The following is a 17,038-nucleotide window of genomic DNA, read 5'->3' as shown; positions in this document are numbered from 1 at the left end:
TACAATGCCGCCAGGAGGTGCGCTCCCTCATGGATACTATAGTAAATAACAATAGCCGAAAGAATTCCAATTTATTGTCTTACACTTCTGCTCATACTAGTCACCTATCTTGTTTTCCTCGTACATTTAAAAATGAAACAATGCCTATTCTAATCATCAGCCAAAGATAGGATTGTGATCTAGTATATTGTTCCCTTTAAAATTTGTGTGTTCATTCACAAATGTATTATAGACGAATAGTATGAAGAGTGCTATCCTTTTCAATTGAATAGCAATCTACTCTCCTATTTCTTGCAGGCTTGCTTGAGCATTTTTTGGTAAAACCATACCGTAACCCCAGCAATCCCTAAAGCAATGATGAATGTCATCCAATTAGAAGAGATTTGTGATAAAAATCAACACGCATTGGTCTAGATTTTCATTCTAAAATCCTTCATCATTCATTAGTCGTCTTGCGATTTCTTTTTACATACCACGATTGAGATTCCCTAGAATAACGAATGAATGGTTCTGACATGAAGAACCTTTCTCTTGTGTGTACCTTGTTCACCGTAGATCAAGACAATGTGAAACCGAATCCTTTTTATTCCGTATGAACATAAAAGGGGTGGAAATGGTTGAAAAAATATCTACTATTTATTATTTGCTTTGTTCTGTTCTATCTAGCCTATGAATTCGTTTCAGGGATCGTTTTAACGGCACTTTATATTCCTGATTTTATGAGCCATCATCCAAGTGAAGAAACGGTATTCTTTGAACTGCGATCTAGCCTTTCCTTGCTGCCGGCTTTATCAATCGCAACCTTAGCCTATCTTTTATCGGACTTGATCGATAAAAAAACGACTAGGAAGACTCCTAATCGCTAAGACCATACATATCAATCATTTCTTACACAGTCAGCCGCTTTCATTCCGAAGGCGGCTTTTTGGTACCACTTTCTCGCCATATGCTTTGACTGAAGCATCCCCTTATTTATTTCGTTCCTTCTCAACCGTTGCCATCAAAAACCTCCAAAACTTTTCCTGAACATACGGGTCTGCTGTCACCTTTAAAACGATTGACCTTATCCATTCATAATAGTCATTCCCTTTCATCTCTCTATCCCCCGCTTCCTTGGCACCATTCGTTTCGCAAGTTTTTTGATGAAACGATTCGGATGAGAATTGGCCAGCTCCTTCAACACTTTTGCCGCCACTTCTCCATTCGTTAAGGTCGGATCTTTCTGTAGAAAGACGTGAACGAGAGCAGCTATTCCATCGGCATCCCGCTCACTTACCTGCATCATTTTTTCCGCCATTCGCCCATATCCCTCTGGATCTGTTTCTTTTCTATTTAAGGATAGGGAATAGGCTGCCTCTTCATTCAATTCTCTCCTCGCTTGCTCCTGTGATGCATCCGAAACATCCAAAGTCGTCACTCCTTTCTCATGGATTAAACGTACCTTCCAATAAAAGTTATTTTTTATTTCTATAATCTTAAAATGCGTTTCCAATCCTTGTTAATGTGGGTATAGATGAACGACATCAAGCAGGGGATCAAACACAGGATGACCTTCCCCTGTCTGCTCTGTTCTAATTGTAGTCTACCAAAAATAACCTGACATTTACTCGACATAAACATTTGTTAAAAAGAGAAAAGGTACGATTTTAAAGGGGAGAAGGTAAAATGAATAACAGATTTTTAGTCAAGCTTCATTGTGCTGACTGCGAGAAGACTGTATGGATTAAATCTACTGGATTTATCTATAAATCTGTCTATTGTCCTAATTGCGCCAGACTTTTATGCGCTGGAAAATTAGATGCTGTACAAAATTAATCAATTCATATGAAGAAAGCACCTCGCGGAACGGGTGCTTTCTTTTTTATGGCATCTTCACTACGTTATTAAATAATACTTCTTCTGTCTTCACATCGATCATTTTCAGCCGGTTTGTCTCTTTCACCAATATCGTTTTATACCCTGGTTCCCCATCTTCATCTGTCCATAGGAGTACACGTGTGCCATCCCCATCCTCCTGCTCCTTTGCTTTATAGTCGCCGTATTGTATATACTCCTCCACAAATTCATATTCAGGATATTCCCGACCTTCTGATTGGGTATCATTACAGCCTGCCAAAAGCAGGACAGCTAAACTAAGAGCTGTAAGTCCTTTCAGCATTCTCTCACCACCATCCATCGTGCTTATGTATCCAGTCAAATCTCTGGCCTTTCTTTCACTAGTGTATCATTTATGACAAGAAGGTTCAGAGATTAGAACACTTACTCGTATGGATGATTAAGGGTTTTATAGGAGGGTAGTAGTAGATAAGCCTTAGGATAGAACAAAGGGATGTGAATAGAATGTTTGGAATAGCTGATTTACTTTCACTGATCATTTCGGCCTTCATCATCCTTCCTGTCGTCATCTTTCTACGTGAGAGCGGGTATTTTGTCGTCAGCGGATTCTTTGGTGTTGTGAATCCTAGACTGACGATTGGCTCAGGACCAAGGATAGTTAAGATTGGCCTGTTTGATATCCGTAAATATTATCATGTATACAGTTGGTTTTCGTACGATGATTTACGAATTAAGAATAAATTTGCCTATGTCTGTATTTATGCCGGTCCTATTCTTGCCAATGTGACCGTTGCCTTCACAATCAATCTATTGATATCTAATGGCATCATCGTTGAGTATAAGACATTCTGGGACCGCTTTGTTTTTTATTCCTTTTACTACATCTTATTTGACGCTATCCCGATGATTACCATCAACGGGAAACCGAATAATGGGATGATTATTTACGAAATGCTCCGGTATGGGAAACGAGTGGACTATAACGATGAAAACTTTCTCCCGACGACGGAGGAAATGGATGAGGAATACAAGGAATGGAAGAAAACCGTTAAGAAGCGTAAAGGAACAAGAAAGAATTATGAGTAAGATCATGGAGGCTGGGACAAAACGAAATAAGTGATCCTCAACATCGAATGATTGTCACTTAATCTTCCTATTCAGGAGCAGTAGGAAATAAAGGTACGTTCCATTCCGCTCCATTCCACCAGTCACCAATAATAGAAATTCACAATCAACTAATGCACGGAAAAATAAAAACCCCGAATAATTAGACGATAGATTCATTCCTTTATCATCTAATCATTCGGGTTTATCATTGGCTGAAATACGGATGTCCCAGCCGCCATTCATGCGTATGACTTCTCGATAAACTCATGAAGCAGGCTGTTAAAATGGGCACGCTCCTCCCAGAATCCCCCGTGTCCGCTGTAGTAAAGTGGTGCGAGCGTTGAATGGGGGATGGAGCGTTCCATTTCCTCAGCTTGAGCAAATGGAATGACCTTATCGTGAACCCCATGAATGATTAGTGTCGGTACCTGGATGGCTGTTAAATCCTCATAAAGTGTCTCATCCCTCAGCATTCGGATGACTGCCGCCGTTGACCATCCGGCTGCCTCAAGTCCTAAATGAAGGAACCATTCCGCAAATGGCTGCGTGATAGATTGAAAGAAAAAGCTTTCCATTACCTCTCGCATCATTTTTGGCCGATCATTCAAAGCAGAAGTCAGGAAGCTATGGGCTGTTTCAGCCGTAAACCCAACAGGTGCCGCCGCATCGACCAGCACGACCTTTGACACACCATACCCATGATGCCTCGCCATATAGCGAATGGCGATTGCCCCGCCAGTTGAATGGCCGAGCAAGATGACATTCTCTAAGCCTAGCGCCACCACCACGGCCCGAATATCATCCGCCAATCGGGAGAAATGATACCCGTGTACAGGTTTGTCCGACTGTCCAAATCCCCGCCAATCAATCCCAATGCAGCGATAGCCCAACGAAGGGAGGATCGTAAACTGGTATTCAAACTGCTTATGGCTCAATGGCCAGCCATGCAGAAACACAATCGTCCGGTTTCCGCTTGGATTTAAATCCTCCACATATAAATTGACATCTCTTTCCACCGTCACATAGTACCCCATAGCCACTCCCCCTTCTGAATGTCTCTTAGGAATACCCTATTCCGGATGGCAGGGATCCATGTAAAGAAATCGAAGACAGTCGCAATTAAGTATCTTTATCGTGTTGTGGCACAGTCCATTCATATTGGATATCCGGTAAATTTTCTTCATTCTCACAACCTCTTCCTATCACCTCAAATCCATTCCGTTCATAGAACCGCCTCGCCTTTTCATTCACTTCAAATGTAGATAAGGTAAGTCGTCCAGAGCATAGCACCTTCGCTTTTTCAAGCAAGGACTGTCCAATTCCCATCCCTTGATAATCAACATGAATATAGAGCTGATTCACCTCGCGTTCATTATAGGCAATCATGCCAGCTACTTTCCCATCAACTATAGCCAATTCAATTTGAAAGCGATCGGCTAGAATATGATTCAAGAAATAAAGATGACTATCAAGATCATGAATCTCCTTCTGGCCTATGGCCCGTTCCTTACTTTCCCGCCACATTCTGATTGTCTCTTGTGCATATTGGGGCTGATACGGAATAACCAACCAATTCCTCAAGCTCTATCTTCTCCTTCTTTTTATTTGTTCATGGAAAATCGAATACTCGTTAACTTATAAATAGCGTGAATCCTTCACAAGCAGGAGGTTTTAGACATAATAAAGCGAATAATTAATAGGATGGAATGACGACAGTATAGCTGAAAGGAGGTTAATCATTGGAGGTTCAAACAACGCTGCCGAAGAAGAAGTATGGCGTTTTTCGCTATATAACGATTATCATTGGAATCCTTTGCTTTTTATTCGTCTTTGTCCCGCAGACAAGAATAGCGAACATTGGGAATGCGGCCGGTGATTATATGACCATGCTGCTAACAGGTGCAGGCATTGTTTTATCCATAATAGGTTTGATGAAGAAAACGGAGAAAAAGGCCATCCTCATTCTTTCCTTACTTCTCTCGTTATCTCTCATACTATTCTGGATCATAACGATTCTTTTATTGTTTACCGGCCAAATCGAGTTTGCCCCTTAAAACATCGATTCCTGTCATGAACATGAAGGATTTATGATCAGTCAATCGATGAAAAATCCACAATAGGATTCATCCAGAAAATCAGCCAATAAGCTCATTTCAAGGAGGGATTTCGTGAAAAGAATAGGGACAATGATAATTGTTTCGTTCAGTGTTCTTCTTTTGGTTGTCGGATGTTCAAGTGATAAAACGGTTGAGAGTAAGACTGTCTTACCGGATGATATGCCCGATTATGTCCAAGAAAGCGATCTGGAACAAATCAATTGGGAAAGAAAAGCGGGTGAATTTGGCGACAAAGGGATCATTGGAAACGAAAATAAATCTGGTGTCATTGGAGCTGATATGCCAAGCTTAGATGGCCAAAAGTGGATGTGGCATCTATGGGGAAATGAACAGGCAAATACCAGCCTGACTGTTGTTGGTTATCATAAAGAATCCAAAACGGTGCACAAGATTTTAAAGGATGGCTGGACTATCAATCTTGGCGGGCCCAATAATGGAGCCGATGCTCATACACCTTCTATGGTGAAAATACCTAAGTCAGGAGAATGGGCCATTCTGCTGTATGTAGACGAAGAATTATTTGATACATTAGTCTATGAAATAAACAGTTAAATCAGTCCAGTGAACAAAGAGGCATAGGGAATAAAAACAAAGCCGCTCCTATTTGTGAAGCGGCTTTTGCTTATTGACAAACGATGTGAAAACCGGTCCGGCTTCTCTTTATTTCTTCTTCCATTCTTCTCGAAGAATCCCCATCACGATTAAATCATGATAGTCGCCAAAACGAAAGATTTCCTGCCTCAACACACCCTCATGCTGAAAACCGCATTTCTCGTAGGAGCGAATGGCTCTTTGATTAAAGCTAAAGACACTTAACTTTACTTTATTGATACGAAGATAATGAAAGATGAAATCAAGCAGGGCATTCATGGCATCTGTTCCAAGACCTTTTCCTTGATGTGGAGAGCCAATGGAAATCCCCACATGACATGTGCCATTCACCCAATTGATGGCGTAGATGGAGATTGTGCCGATAAAAGCTTGGTCATTCATCCGCTCAATGGCAAATAGATACTCTTCCTTATCAGCGCTGATTCCATTCAGGAATTGATCATGATCATCATCTGTCGGAGGAAATGGGATAGCATCATTCATGAATAATCTATTTTCCATATTGCTTTCCATTTCAATAAATGCCTCACGATCGTCCTTTTCCATCCTGCGAAGGGTGACGAAACTCCCTTTAAGCCATTTCTCGTTAAATGGTTCAATCAATTTTTAATCCCCCTAAAATAATTATTTAGGGGTCAGCAAGCAATAAAGATCTAGCAGCTTCCCCCTATATACATGCCTTAAACAGGTGTGAGTGAAGGTCAGCAGCAATGATCGATAACATAGGCGCATCTCCTTTTTCATAATTTAGATAATTTTATCATATTTCAGTCAATTTGGGGGTGAAGGATAAAATTCATCATTAGCTGTTTTTCATTTATAATGGATACATAGGAGGACGAACACCCAATCGCACACGATTTACACTTAATATTGCGTTTATTCTATGATGGCGGTGATTAGAAATGGATTCGAATTGGCTGGATTGGGCCAAACAGCTTCAATCGATTGCACAGGCTGGCTTGACCTACTCAAAGGATGTTTATGATATGGAACGGTTTGAACAGATCAGGGAAATTAGCATTGAAATGATGTCTACCTATACTGAAATGGATACACCCATCATCAGAGAATTATTTGCCAATGAGACTGGCTATGCAACGCCTAAAGTCGACATAAGAGCGGTCGTTTTTAAAGATAATCGCATTTTAATGGTGAAGGAAAATACGGATGACTGCTGGGCATTACCTGGCGGATGGGCTGATATTGGATTAACACCGAGGGAAGTTGCGGTTAAAGAGGTTAAAGAGGAATCGGGATTTGAGGTGAAACCCGTCAAGCTGTTAGGTGTATTAGATAAGAAGTGCCATCCTCATCCCCCTTCTCCTTATCATGTGTACAAACTATTTATTCAATGTGAAATCATTGGCGGCAAGCCAACAGAGGGCATAGAAACAAGTGCCATTGATTTCTTCCCGGAAGATGAGCTGCCCGCATTATCAATTGCTCGGAATACAAGATCTCAAATAGAGATGGCCTTTAGAAGCCTTAAGAATCCTGAAGAACCGGTGCAATGGGATTAAGAATCCATGCACCGGTTTTCCTTCATGCTAGACAGCTGCCTGCTAATCCCCGAAAGGCAAATATGGTTTTTCATCTTGATAAATTGAATAGGTTTCACCTATGTTTTCCATTTGTGTACATGGTTCATTATGGCAAGAAAAAAGATAGGTTTGCTTATCGGTACGGACACTTATCATGAAATAGTATGGAAAGACTCCACCTTTGTTTTTATCCATACTCGTATCCACTGCCACAATATTCTCTTGCTCCGCTATTTTTTGATAATCTTCACTTTCAATCGTTTTTTGTACCATTTCGCTTAAAATAATCTTCTCTTCTCCATTCGGTTCATACCATTGGTCAATGAGCAGCCACTTCGCCAGCAGATACATATTTATCCCTAGGCTGACAATCAATAAAATGATGACAAACTTATTTTTCACTATACTTTCGTCCTATTAATAGTATCTGGGTTCTTTTTTACAGAATCTTGCTAATTGAACATAGGTTGATTGATGGTAACGTACGCAATTTGTTTTGCTCCATTTTTCTGAAATTCCTTGTAAACATGCATTCCCATCTTCTCTGCTACCCTTCGTGACGGAAGATTTGTTAATGCGGCATATACATATACTTTCGGGTAGCCGACAACAGAAAAAGCATACTTTATACAGGCATTAGCTGCTTCAGTGGCATAGCCTTTATTACAGAATTCCTTCATGATATGAAAGCCAATCTCAGGCACTGTTTCGTTCTCAATCGTTTGCATCGTGATTCCACAGTCCCCAATAAATCGTTCATCCTCTTTTCTGATAACTGCCCATAAACCATGCCCATATTTGATGTAGTTTTCCCGATTCCATTGAATCCACTGCTCCACTTTTTCCTTGCTGAATGGCGCTGGATAATATTTCATAGACTCTGGGTCAGATAGTACCTTCGACAAATCATGTGTATCTTCTATTGTTAATTCTCTTAAATATAATCTCTCGGTTTCGATAATCTTCAAGCTCAACACCTCTGCAGATAGGCTTCAATCTAGTCTTTTGATGAAAAAATACTGCTGATGCTCTTTCGTTGGAAACTCTTCAATGACACCTATCACTTCATAGCCATGCTTTTGATAGAAGTCAGGCGCTTGGAAGCTGAATGTATCCAGTTGAATAAGTTTGCAATGATTTTCCCGTGCAAAGTTCTCCATGCTATCCAGCAATTCTTTCCCGTATCCTTTTCCCCTGATTGATTCATCCACCCATAAGAAATCAATATGCAGTCGGTACCAAACCATGTCTCCCGTTATACCGCCAACTATTTTTCCGCTTTCATCTCGAAGGATAAAATGGATATTATTCACCAATTGTTTAATCTCATCAGGAAGCTTTGATAGATTATATTCGATTAGTTTTTTACGGATAAAATCACGATTTTCCTGCTTCCATTCCTGGGTAATTTCCATCCTGTCACCTCCGGTATGTAGGCGAATATCTCCTAAACTGACGGTTATTCCTGTGGCAGCGGATCCTCGCCAAATCGTTCCCATAGAGCCGGGAATAACTCTTCCAAATCTTCTTCTTCCCAATCAAATTCTATTTCGGATATAGGATTGACTCCCTTTTCTTCTAGTGCCTGAAGATACTCATCATGTACCTCATCATCCCAATCATCGTCACCTGTTTTAATCAGGAAATAAGCATTCAGGCCAAGAGAAATCAATTCTTCATTTTGAGGAAATCCTTCTTCATCAAGATGATCATCATCGATGTATTCAGCTAGAAATTCAGGGTCTTCCATTACTTTATGAAAGATTTCTTCCCCCTGCCCGATTAACCAACCACGGAAATAATCAAAGGCATCATCCGAGCAGCCGCCCATTAAGACAAACGCCGCACCCCATAGGCGGGATGTATAGCTCATATTCATGAACTGCTGCAGGATAGCCTCGAAATCGACTATTTCCTCTATGCCTCTTTCCATCAGCAGCTCGGATAACCACTCAGCTTGTTCCTCTTGTTCACCCTGTTCCTTCGCCTCCTTGATTAACCGCCAAAATTCCTTTTCTTCCATCCTATTTCCCCCCTTGATTTGACTATATAACTAATTAATTCGACATCAGGTCCCAACTTCCTTTTACTCTCATTCTATTTAGAGCGTTAATTCTTCCGATTCAAGAACAAGTGCTGTCAAACCGCTATCACTTCCACTTGTATGACCTTCCCCTTTCTTCCAAATGACACCCTCACCGCTTCTCACATTCACCCTTTTTTGATTTTCCCCCTCAACCCAGCCTTCTCCTTCCACCACAATGAATAACTGGGGTACCGGTGCCAGATGATAACCAACAACCCCACCTTGCTCTATATGGATAAACCCTATGGTTATTGGAGCTTCGCTTTTCGTGATTTTTGTATAGAAGGCTTTCAACGAGTGAAAGTTTGTAATCTCCTTAGCCTTCGCTTTTCCGAAATCAATGATTTCCATTTCTACACCTCGCATTCAATATACACATTTTCTTCCATCCTTCATAAATAGATTCTACTAAAAATGCAATCAAATATTCTATCTTGATTGAAAATGCATTCCCATTTTTTGCTATAATGAACGTTGTACAAATATACCATCCTGAAGAGGTTAAAAAATGGATACAGTTAAATTTTCACCAAACGACTATAAAGTGAATTATCATTCCGAAGTGATCGTATTCTTACCGAAGGAATTTCAATTGTTTAAATTTTTATATCAGAACCCCTCTCGGATTTTTACAAGAGATGAACTATTAGATGCTGTCTGGTCCTTAGAAACACCGATTGACAGAACAATTGATGATCATATATATAGGGTCAGAAAGAAAATCCAGCCTCTTGCACCGGCTATACTTATTGAAACGGTGCGGGGACAAGGATATCGCCTAGTAACCAAAAAGGAACCGGATAATCCCTTAATCCACGAAAAAGACATTACCTCACATTTCCTCAGTCTCTATCATAAGTATCATCTTTATGGTCAAGGGGATGCCTTAAAGCTTTTGGAAGATAATCAAACACTGCTTGGCTTTGAACTTGATTTACCCAGTCAGATGTATTTGCAGTTCATGAAGGGAAATTTCAGCTGGTTTCTTGAGAAAGAGAACATTCCTTTTTGGGAAAAATGCTATTACTATCTTCATATCTTTTCATTTGCGGAGCTGGATAAGCAGAAATGTCTCGATTACTTTTGTCGTGCCTTATCATCAAAAGAGCTTCCCGAACATCATAGGCTGGAGATCACACTGTTGAATCGCTTATCCTTTTTGATATTCACAAAACAAACAGATGAAGCCCTCCATCTTCTTATCCAATCCAAACAGGAAATTCATGAAAAAAGACTAGTTGGCTTTCTACCAATTCTCGTTCTTCTAGAAGGCTACCTTGTCCTTCTGCAGAAGGATAGTCGTTTGATGGAGGATACGATGATTGATATCAATAAAACCCTTTCCACATATCCGTATGCTAGGGAACAGGCAAGCTGCACTGTTCTACAAGGTATCTTCTGCTTTGTTAAGAATGATTTCGTCAATGGAGAAAAGTATGTGGACAAAGGATTCCAACTGTCCCATAAGGCCAAATATATACCCGGTATACTAATCAATCTCCAAGTTATCCTTTTCTTTTTAGAAGAATTCAATCTATATGGCGGTTTATATATGCATTATCAGGAGATGCTGGCCAAGTATCACAGAGAATACAAATTACCTGATTTAAAGACGAAGATTGAATTCCAGCTAAAATCACATTTTCAATAAACGATTCCTAAATTGGCCTCTGATATTCCTCTGACATTCCCTCGTTATGATGAAAGAAATAACATGACGTGGAGGGAAATCGATGAACAAGCACGCATCAATATGGCATAACAGGAACTTTATGAAATTTTTTACGGCAAATGCTCTTGCCAATTTAGGGAATTGGTTTGATTACGTGGGGATGCTAATTTTATTCCGCTATTCCTGGAATGCAGACCCGCTCCTGATTGCTTTTATATCCATCTCCTATGCGATTCCAAGCATTCTGTTCGGACAATTTGCTGGTGTATTGGCCGACCGCATGGATAAACGGAAAATCTTAATCTATTCCGACTGGTTTCGAGCGCTGCTCACTTTATGTCTCGTTTTCGTCCCCTCTCCATTTATTGCTCTGCCCATTCTTTTGTTACGTAACACTGCAGGAGTCATTAGCTTGCCTGCCCAGCAAGGATTGATAAGAAATATTGTTGAAGATGAAGACATAATGAAGGCAATCACCATTAATGGAAGCCTATTTCAGCTGATGAAGGTAGTTGGACCACTTATAGGTGGTTCTATAGCTGGAATTTTCTCCCCCAAACTCTCCATCCTCATGAACGCCTTGTCCTTTACGATTTCTGGGATTATTCTCAGCCGGGTTCAAATAAAAGGACGCGATAATGATGAAGCGTCTGAGGTTACCGAACAGACTAGTTTTTTCTTATCGTGGAAGATGGGCTGGACGATTGTTATCAATAACCAAACTTTAAGAGCAAGCATCCTTTTTGGTATTTTTAGTACACTCACCATTCAAATGATTGATACACAAATCGTCACTTTATTTAGCACCGTGTTTCCTAACACCCCAGAAATTACGGGATGGGCAATTGCAGCTATCGGATTAGGTTCTCTCCTGGTTGTCATGCTTCTGCATGGATTAAGCCGCATCCGCAAGTATGGTTGGTTCTTTGGAACAGGCAGTCTTCTGATTGGGATTATGACAGGAGGTTATGGCTATCTACAAGAGTACAACATGATATTTTTAGCGGTCATTCTTGCCTTAATCGGGGGAATAGGAAATGGAATGATTGTTACAGCCATCAATTTTCTTATCCAGATTGAACCGCCTAAAGATGCTGTAGGCAGAGTCGCTGGTATTCTTGATTCTATTTTAAGCATCCTCTTTATTGCTGGCCCGCTCCTTGGTGGTCTTATGATTCATCATTTTGGCGTTCTGAATACCTTTCAAGCAATTGGTATAGGATTGACATGTATAGGGTTGACCGGAATCCTTTTGCAAAACCTAATTTGGGAGCAAAGCGAACCGAAGTCGGAATATAGGAAAATAGTTAATCGAGATGAAAATGCTTGAAACTTTTTTACGCCTATTAGAAAAGCAAACTAGGCTTTACCCGTTAAATCCATCATCATTATTTCTGGCCGATTTTCCCCTATTGAAAATCGGCCATATTAACCTGAAATAGACTAACTCCTCAGCTTTTAGCTGCAATGAACAAATGAATTTTCTACTCTTGACCATTTAAAATACTATTATAGGATTTCAATATACCCTTCGGTCCCATTCAAGCGGATTTGTTGTCCGTCTTTAATAAGCGTTGTTGCCTTCTCCACTCCAACCACCGCCGGCAGCCCATATTCACGTGCTATCACCGCGCCATGGGTCATCAACCCGCCTACTTCGGTGACCAAGCCTTTGATGGAGACAAATAAAGGAGTCCAGCTCGGGTCTGTATAAGCCGTCACCAATATATCTCCAGCCTCCAAATCGGCTTCCTCTATCGTTAAAACCACGCGGGCCCGGCCTTCTATGACTCCAGCAGATACCGGAAGACCTGGAATAGAATGGACTGGGATGCTTTCCCGCTTGTACGCTCCTGCTATGATTTCTCCATCTGATGTAATGACACGTGGTGGCGTTAACTTCTTATATAGCGTATATTCCTCTTTCCGCTTCCGGATGATTTCTTCATTCATTTCTTTCGTTTGAACCACTTCACGCAGTTCATCAAAAGTAAGATAATAGACATCTTCCAGATGATGAATCACCTTCGCCTGTTCAAGCTTTTTCGCCTCTTTCAACAATGCCTGTTTATAAATGAAGTAGCGATTAACCATGAAGTATTTCGGATATTCACGGTAGCCGATCGTATTCCGCAGCAAATCAATCATTCGTTTTGTTTCATTCATCTTTTGTTCCCCATCAGGTAATGACTGCAGTCTCGTCAATAACTCCCTCTCTTTTCGAGCTGCTTCCTTTCGTCCTTGTTCAAACATCAACTGACTAGCATGGGGAGCGGAGTTTTTGAGATTGCTTAGAATAAGCGGAATTAAGGCACTTGGTTTCTCACTCCATCGCGTCCTTGTCAAATCAATTTCGCCGCTGCATCGCATTCCATATTTATGGAGAAAATCATCCAGCACTTGTTTGATCGTTGCCCCTCCTTCAAACTCCGACAACTCATCCAAAAAGCGGTCCTCTTTTACGTTCTGCAGGTAATCTATCACCTCTGGATAAGGGCGGATCGCATCAGCCACATCCAATAAGGCAAGCCCCATTTCTGATGTGATATTGTTTGGAACGGATTGTGAAAGGGTGTCCGCAGCATTCGGTTCACCTAACCATTTGGCCATATGCTCATTCAGCCATGCCGAAGCATCCATCGCCGCCTTGATCACCGCCATGCTTTCTGGAGCGAATAACTCCCTCCTTAATTCCTTGAGATCCTCTTGTATAAAATCAAACAAATCTATCCCTGATTTTGTTCGGATTTGCTGTTTCAATAATTCGATCGATGCTTGACTCTTATTGATTAGTTCTGAAATAAGGGAGGGGCCAGGTTCAATGGGCGGCTGCGCAGCTGGCATAGGGCCTTTTCTAAGCGGAGCTATTGCTGAATAGTCTTGCGGGAGCAGTTTAACGAAGTCTCCCCTGTCAACGATTGTGATGAGGGCATCTTTGATGAGCGGATCAGACTTTCCTAATGTGTTTAGCAGCATTACTCTGCCTTCTTTTGAAGCGAGCTGCTGGGTGACGTCGACAAATAATCTTCCGCCAGCCGTTCGCATCGGGGCGGGAGTCGTTAATAGGTAAAAGGATAAGCCGAGCGGCTTCATCGCGGCGGTCATCATTTGCTGATGGCCGACCGAGACGTACACATGGTTTTCCTGGTCTGCTGCTTCAGGTATTGGATATAAAGTGGTAATGGGCCGGCTTTGGACAATATGAAAGGTATTATCTACAAGACACCATTCGATATCCTGAGGACAGCTGAAGTGGTCCTCTATCTGCCTTCCGATTTGTGCTAATTCGATAATCTGGCTGTCCGTTAATGTTTGCACTTTTTGCCAATCAGGCTCAATCGGCTGTGTCTTCGTGCCCCCTTCCTCCAAACAATAGACCGCTTTCTTTTTGTCCGCAATCATCTTGTCGATTAGTTGGGCTCCCCTCACTTGATAGGAATCAGGTGAGACAATGCCGGAAACAAGCGCTTCTCCCATTCCAAAGCTCGCATTGATGGAGAGAATCTTTCGATTGGAGGTCATCGGGTCAGCCGTGAACATAACGCCTGAAGCATTTGAGAAGACCATCTGCTGAACGATTACAGATAGCGAGACGTCTTTTTGATCAAACCCATTTTGCAGCCGATAAATAACGGCACGTTCCGTGTATAAAGAAGCCCAGCATTTCTGGATATGCCGCAAAATGGACGAAACACCGATGATATTCAAATACGTGTCCTGCTGCCCGGCAAAGGAGGCAGACGGGAGGTCCTCTGCCGTGGCACTGGAGCGTATCGCATAGGCATGTTCAGCTCCAAGCTGGGCAAGAGCATGAGTGACATCCTCTTCAACATTAGGAGGAATCTCAGCTTTCATCATATGCTGACGGATTTGATTACTGAGGGTACGGATTTGCGTGTGCTCCTCCCCGTTCAACTTTGTTAACTGCTCCAATAACTGATGGAAAGTGTCATGGTTTTCAAAGGCTTTTTGGTAAGCTTCCGTCGTTACACAAAAGCCTGCTGGAACAGATAATCCTTGTATTTTCGATAGCTCCGCCAAATGAACACCCTTCCCGCCAACAAGCGGAAGCTTCGTCCAATCGATTTCCTGAAAATGTAGAACAAATGATTTCATTTCATATCTCCCCTAACCATGAATTGACCAATGGCATTCACAACGGGATAAAATTCCATACCATCAGGCTTCAGATGCTATAATCAAATAGAACCACCCTATTGGTTTTATTCTCCTTCTCCCGACCATTTGAATCGGGTGACGAGGAACCATTCATCTCCTGCCTTTGAGGATGAAGCGGCTTACTATCCAGCAAAGCGTATTCATAAATGACTAGTTTAAGGATGTGTTCAAATTGTCCATTCAAAAAGACGGCTTCCTATTTGCCGAAAAATACACGCATGATATCCGCATGCGCGAGAAGCTATACCCGTTATTTGAGCAAGTCTTCGGCATCAGTCCGAATTTGATGACCGATCTCTCTGATAAAGGATTGTGGAATGACGAGTATATGCCTTACAGCTTCTTTGACGGGGAACAAGCGATTGCAAATGTTTCGGCCTTTCCGCTCCCGATGATGATTAACGGTGCATCCATCCATTGTATTGGGATTCAATCGGTCATGACGCATCCGGACTATCGAAGGAAGGGACTCATGAAGGCTTTGTTTCAAAAAATGCTGGACGATGCAGATCAAACGTATGAAGGATCCATCCTCTATACGAGCAGTCCCGAGCTTTATATCCCTTTTGGGTTTAAAACGGTTAACCAGTATTCCTTTAAAATGGATTTTGCCCATACGACAATCGCTTCATCATCCTCTTTACGTAAACTCGAGCCATTGACGAATCCGGCAGATTTAGATCTTCTCAACAAAATCGCTCAACACAGTAAAATCTTATCCACCACTTTCTTTCCTATTCGTTATTTGAATTGTCTGTACTTCAATTTTTATAATCCAGCAATCTACGAGAATCTTTACCTTATAGAGGAACTGGATACAATCCTTGTTTTTGAGGTAAACAATGGAATCCTGCACTTATATGATGTAATGGGAGAAATGATTCCTCCAATCGAACAGCTATGCTCTTTTATTCCCTATGAATTTACGTCCATCGAATATTACTTTCATCCAGAAGCCTTTCCATCGCCTAATCTTAGACCGATTGAATGTGAAGCACAGACTAAATTAATGGTCAGAGGCAATATCCTTGTTGAGAATGAATTATTCATGATGCCGGTCACATGTGAGTTCTAAACAGCTAACTCCATTTTCAAAAACTCATACGTACGGCCGTTTGTCTCCTGCAGGAACGTCCCAGCATCCTTAAACCCGGCTTTCCTGTATACCTTTATCGCCCTGACATTGAAAGCGGCAACCGATAAGGTCATTCTTTCAACCTCATATTCGAATGTGACAAATTCAATCACAGCCTGCAGGAAGTCCATTCCTTTCCCTTGACCGGTTAAGCCTGGCTCCATTCCTAAGCCAATATCCGCCGTCTGGCTACCGGTCAATTCAACCGTTAAAAAGGCAGCTAATTTCTCTTCATAGGTTACCGCAAATACCGAATCGCCTCTTGTTTCCGCGTTTAAGAACTCCTCCAGATCATCCGGGTCGGCCTCCATGTCATAGAAGCTGTATTCTCCATCATAATGCCATGAATAGGCAATCCATTCTGCCTGTTCTTGTGTCATAACCGTGAAAGTATAGTCCATCTTTCACTTCCTCCTATGTCGTTCGATTTATCGCGTACTATTCTTTAACAGGTTCATCTGACTCTTCTAAGCTTTGACCCTTAAATAGGACCTCAACGATTTTACATACACTTATTACGATAACAAAGGCAAAAATACCCCCATATATCTTCTTTTCCCACTCAATGAATGAATCAGCTACGGTCATAATCGTTGCAATAACGGCTGCAGATAATAGAATCTGCGGGAATGTTAATCTCGTTTTCATGTACGTACTCCTTCTTCATCAAAATAATTATCTTTAATCAGTTCATACTCCAGGTCCAACATACTCATAAAGACATCCGTTCATATATTATTCTCCAAAACT

At 41.4% G+C, this 17,038-nt stretch carries 22 protein-coding genes; 8 read left to right on the top strand and 14 right to left on the bottom strand.

The features are described 5' to 3' along the window. Window positions 1-617 precede the first annotated feature (617 nt). Window positions 618-866, top strand: coding sequence for a hypothetical protein (locus tag ACI35L_RS09720; protein WP_439802785.1), 249 nt, complete (start codon window positions 618-620; stop codon window positions 864-866). 102 nt (window positions 867-968) lie between these two features. On the opposite strand, the gene ACI35L_RS09715 is transcribed toward ACI35L_RS09720, so the two are convergent. From ACI35L_RS09715 to ACI35L_RS09705, 3 genes are all read right to left on the bottom strand, one after another. After that, entirely contained in the window at window positions 969-1,094 is a 126-nt protein-coding gene (locus tag ACI35L_RS09715; RefSeq protein ID WP_439802784.1) for a hypothetical protein, read from the bottom strand. After that, entirely contained in the window at window positions 1,091-1,408 is a 318-nt protein-coding gene (locus ACI35L_RS09710; RefSeq protein ID WP_049671006.1) for a hypothetical protein, read from the bottom strand. Before ACI35L_RS09710 ends, ACI35L_RS09715 begins: the two co-directional genes overlap by 4 nt. A 453-nt stretch (window positions 1,409-1,861) precedes the next feature. Beyond that, window positions 1,862-2,158, bottom strand: coding sequence for a hypothetical protein (locus tag ACI35L_RS09705; protein ID WP_439802783.1), 297 nt, complete (start codon window positions 2,156-2,158; stop codon window positions 1,862-1,864). Between the two features lie 182 nt (window positions 2,159-2,340). Between ACI35L_RS09705 and ACI35L_RS09700 the strand changes: the two genes are divergently transcribed. After that, window positions 2,341-2,922: a hypothetical protein gene (locus ACI35L_RS09700; protein ID WP_439802782.1), complete on the top strand. Its 582-nt coding sequence runs from the start codon at window positions 2,341-2,343 to the stop codon at window positions 2,920-2,922. Between the two features lie 260 nt (window positions 2,923-3,182). Here ACI35L_RS09700 and ACI35L_RS09695 read toward each other — a convergent pair whose 3' ends face one another. Both ACI35L_RS09695 and ACI35L_RS09690 read right to left on the bottom strand, forming a co-directional pair. After that, window positions 3,183-3,977, bottom strand: coding sequence for an alpha/beta fold hydrolase (locus tag ACI35L_RS09695; protein WP_439802781.1), 795 nt, complete (start codon window positions 3,975-3,977; stop codon window positions 3,183-3,185). A gap of 85 nt (window positions 3,978-4,062) precedes the next feature. Continuing rightward, on the bottom strand, window positions 4,063-4,467 hold the full coding sequence (locus tag ACI35L_RS09690) for a GNAT family N-acetyltransferase (protein ID WP_439802799.1): 405 nt from the start codon (window positions 4,465-4,467) through the stop codon (window positions 4,063-4,065). A 215-nt stretch (window positions 4,468-4,682) separates the two neighbouring features. On the opposite strand from ACI35L_RS09690, the gene ACI35L_RS09685 reads away from it, so the two are divergent. Both ACI35L_RS09685 and ACI35L_RS09680 read left to right on the top strand, forming a co-directional pair. Continuing rightward, window positions 4,683-4,997, top strand: coding sequence for a hypothetical protein (locus ACI35L_RS09685; protein WP_439802780.1), 315 nt, complete (start codon window positions 4,683-4,685; stop codon window positions 4,995-4,997). Between the two features lie 114 nt (window positions 4,998-5,111). Continuing rightward, window positions 5,112-5,612 (top strand): hypothetical protein, encoded by a 501-nt coding sequence (locus ACI35L_RS09680; RefSeq protein ID WP_439802779.1) that lies wholly within the window; start codon window positions 5,112-5,114, stop codon window positions 5,610-5,612. A 108-nt stretch (window positions 5,613-5,720) separates the two neighbouring features. On the opposite strand, the gene ACI35L_RS09675 is transcribed toward ACI35L_RS09680, so the two are convergent. Further along, window positions 5,721-6,275, bottom strand: coding sequence for a GNAT family N-acetyltransferase (locus ACI35L_RS09675; protein WP_231589510.1), 555 nt, complete (start codon window positions 6,273-6,275; stop codon window positions 5,721-5,723). A 302-nt stretch (window positions 6,276-6,577) separates the two neighbouring features. On the opposite strand from ACI35L_RS09675, the gene ACI35L_RS09670 reads away from it, so the two are divergent. Beyond that, window positions 6,578-7,195: an NUDIX hydrolase gene (locus tag ACI35L_RS09670; RefSeq protein WP_049671012.1), complete on the top strand. Its 618-nt coding sequence runs from the start codon at window positions 6,578-6,580 to the stop codon at window positions 7,193-7,195. Window positions 7,196-7,237: 42 nt separating this feature from the next. Here ACI35L_RS09670 and ACI35L_RS09665 read toward each other — a convergent pair whose 3' ends face one another. From ACI35L_RS09665 to ACI35L_RS09645, 5 genes are all read right to left on the bottom strand, one after another. After that, complete coding sequence (locus ACI35L_RS09665) at window positions 7,238-7,618, bottom strand: hypothetical protein (protein ID WP_049671013.1); 381 nt, start codon at window positions 7,616-7,618, stop codon at window positions 7,238-7,240. 50 nt (window positions 7,619-7,668) lie between these two features. Further along, complete coding sequence (locus tag ACI35L_RS09660) at window positions 7,669-8,184, bottom strand: GNAT family N-acetyltransferase (RefSeq protein WP_049671014.1); 516 nt, start codon at window positions 8,182-8,184, stop codon at window positions 7,669-7,671. A gap of 24 nt (window positions 8,185-8,208) precedes the next feature. Beyond that, window positions 8,209-8,631, bottom strand: coding sequence for a GNAT family N-acetyltransferase (locus ACI35L_RS09655; RefSeq protein ID WP_439802778.1), 423 nt, complete (start codon window positions 8,629-8,631; stop codon window positions 8,209-8,211). 44 nt (window positions 8,632-8,675) lie between these two features. Then, window positions 8,676-9,239 carry a DUF4240 domain-containing protein gene (locus ACI35L_RS09650; protein ID WP_439802777.1) on the bottom strand — a complete coding sequence of 188 codons (564 nt, stop codon included), beginning with the start codon at window positions 9,237-9,239 and terminating at the stop codon, window positions 8,676-8,678. A 78-nt stretch (window positions 9,240-9,317) separates the two neighbouring features. Beyond that, window positions 9,318-9,668: a cupin domain-containing protein gene (locus ACI35L_RS09645; RefSeq protein ID WP_439802776.1), complete on the bottom strand. Its 351-nt coding sequence runs from the start codon at window positions 9,666-9,668 to the stop codon at window positions 9,318-9,320. Between the two features lie 142 nt (window positions 9,669-9,810). On the opposite strand from ACI35L_RS09645, the gene ACI35L_RS09640 reads away from it, so the two are divergent. Together ACI35L_RS09640 and ACI35L_RS09635 are read left to right on the top strand one after the other, a co-directional pair. After that, entirely contained in the window at window positions 9,811-10,953 is a 1,143-nt protein-coding gene (locus ACI35L_RS09640) for a winged helix-turn-helix domain-containing protein (RefSeq protein WP_439802775.1), read from the top strand. Between the two features lie 121 nt (window positions 10,954-11,074). Beyond that, window positions 11,075-12,304, top strand: coding sequence for an MFS transporter (locus ACI35L_RS09635; protein WP_439802774.1), 1,230 nt, complete (start codon window positions 11,075-11,077; stop codon window positions 12,302-12,304). Window positions 12,305-12,483: 179 nt separating this feature from the next. Here ACI35L_RS09635 and ppsA read toward each other — a convergent pair whose 3' ends face one another. Then, the gene (gene ppsA, locus ACI35L_RS09630) at window positions 12,484-15,090 is read right to left on the bottom strand and encodes a phosphoenolpyruvate synthase (protein WP_439802773.1); all 2,607 of its coding nucleotides are present in this window, start codon (window positions 15,088-15,090) and stop codon (window positions 12,484-12,486) included. Window positions 15,091-15,325: 235 nt separating this feature from the next. On the opposite strand from ppsA, the gene ACI35L_RS09625 reads away from it, so the two are divergent. Next, a complete protein-coding gene (locus tag ACI35L_RS09625; RefSeq protein WP_439802772.1) occupies window positions 15,326-16,228 on the top strand; it encodes a GNAT family N-acetyltransferase in 903 nt (300 codons plus the stop codon). On the opposite strand, the gene ACI35L_RS09620 is transcribed toward ACI35L_RS09625, so the two are convergent. Beyond that, on the bottom strand, window positions 16,225-16,689 hold the full coding sequence (locus tag ACI35L_RS09620) for a GNAT family N-acetyltransferase (RefSeq protein ID WP_439802771.1): 465 nt from the start codon (window positions 16,687-16,689) through the stop codon (window positions 16,225-16,227). The two genes, ACI35L_RS09625 and ACI35L_RS09620, sit on opposite strands and share 4 nt — an antisense overlap. 37 nt (window positions 16,690-16,726) lie before the next feature. Further along, complete coding sequence (locus ACI35L_RS09615) at window positions 16,727-16,936, bottom strand: hypothetical protein (RefSeq protein ID WP_439802770.1); 210 nt, start codon at window positions 16,934-16,936, stop codon at window positions 16,727-16,729. Window positions 16,937-17,038: the final 102 nt, after the last annotated feature.

The organism is Pradoshia sp., from assembly GCF_051873915.1.
In the GTDB taxonomy this organism is placed as follows: Bacteria; Bacillota; Bacilli; order Bacillales; family Pradoshiaceae; genus Pradoshia.
The sequence above is the reverse complement of the archived record's forward strand: the minus strand, read 5'-3'. Positions and strand labels throughout refer to the sequence as shown.

Coding starts and splice junctions, on each gene's coding strand:
- ACI35L_RS09615 (WP_439802770.1), bottom strand. CDS start 16,936: ATGAAAACGAGATTAACATTCCCGCAGATTCTATTATCTGCAGCCGTT.
- ACI35L_RS09690 (WP_439802799.1), bottom strand. CDS start 4,467: ATGTGGCGGGAAAGTAAGGAACGGGCCATAGGCCAGAAGGAGATTCAT.
- ACI35L_RS09620 (WP_439802771.1), bottom strand. CDS start 16,689: ATGGACTATACTTTCACGGTTATGACACAAGAACAGGCAGAATGGATT.
- ACI35L_RS09655 (WP_439802778.1), bottom strand. CDS start 8,631: ATGGAAATTACCCAGGAATGGAAGCAGGAAAATCGTGATTTTATCCGT.
- ACI35L_RS09650 (WP_439802777.1), bottom strand. CDS start 9,239: ATGGAAGAAAAGGAATTTTGGCGGTTAATCAAGGAGGCGAAGGAACAG.
- ACI35L_RS09645 (WP_439802776.1), bottom strand. CDS start 9,668: ATGCGAGGTGTAGAAATGGAAATCATTGATTTCGGAAAAGCGAAGGCT.
- ppsA (WP_439802773.1), bottom strand. CDS start 15,090: ATGAAATCATTTGTTCTACATTTTCAGGAAATCGATTGGACGAAGCTT.
- ACI35L_RS09700 (WP_439802782.1), top strand. CDS start 2,341: ATGTTTGGAATAGCTGATTTACTTTCACTGATCATTTCGGCCTTCATC.
- ACI35L_RS09695 (WP_439802781.1), bottom strand. CDS start 3,977: ATGGGGTACTATGTGACGGTGGAAAGAGATGTCAATTTATATGTGGAG.
- ACI35L_RS09670 (WP_049671012.1), top strand. CDS start 6,578: ATGGATTCGAATTGGCTGGATTGGGCCAAACAGCTTCAATCGATTGCA.
- ACI35L_RS09705 (WP_439802783.1), bottom strand. CDS start 2,158: ATGCTGAAAGGACTTACAGCTCTTAGTTTAGCTGTCCTGCTTTTGGCA.
- ACI35L_RS09635 (WP_439802774.1), top strand. CDS start 11,075: ATGAAATTTTTTACGGCAAATGCTCTTGCCAATTTAGGGAATTGGTTT.
- ACI35L_RS09640 (WP_439802775.1), top strand. CDS start 9,811: ATGGATACAGTTAAATTTTCACCAAACGACTATAAAGTGAATTATCAT.
- ACI35L_RS09715 (WP_439802784.1), bottom strand. CDS start 1,094: ATGAAAGGGAATGACTATTATGAATGGATAAGGTCAATCGTTTTAAAG.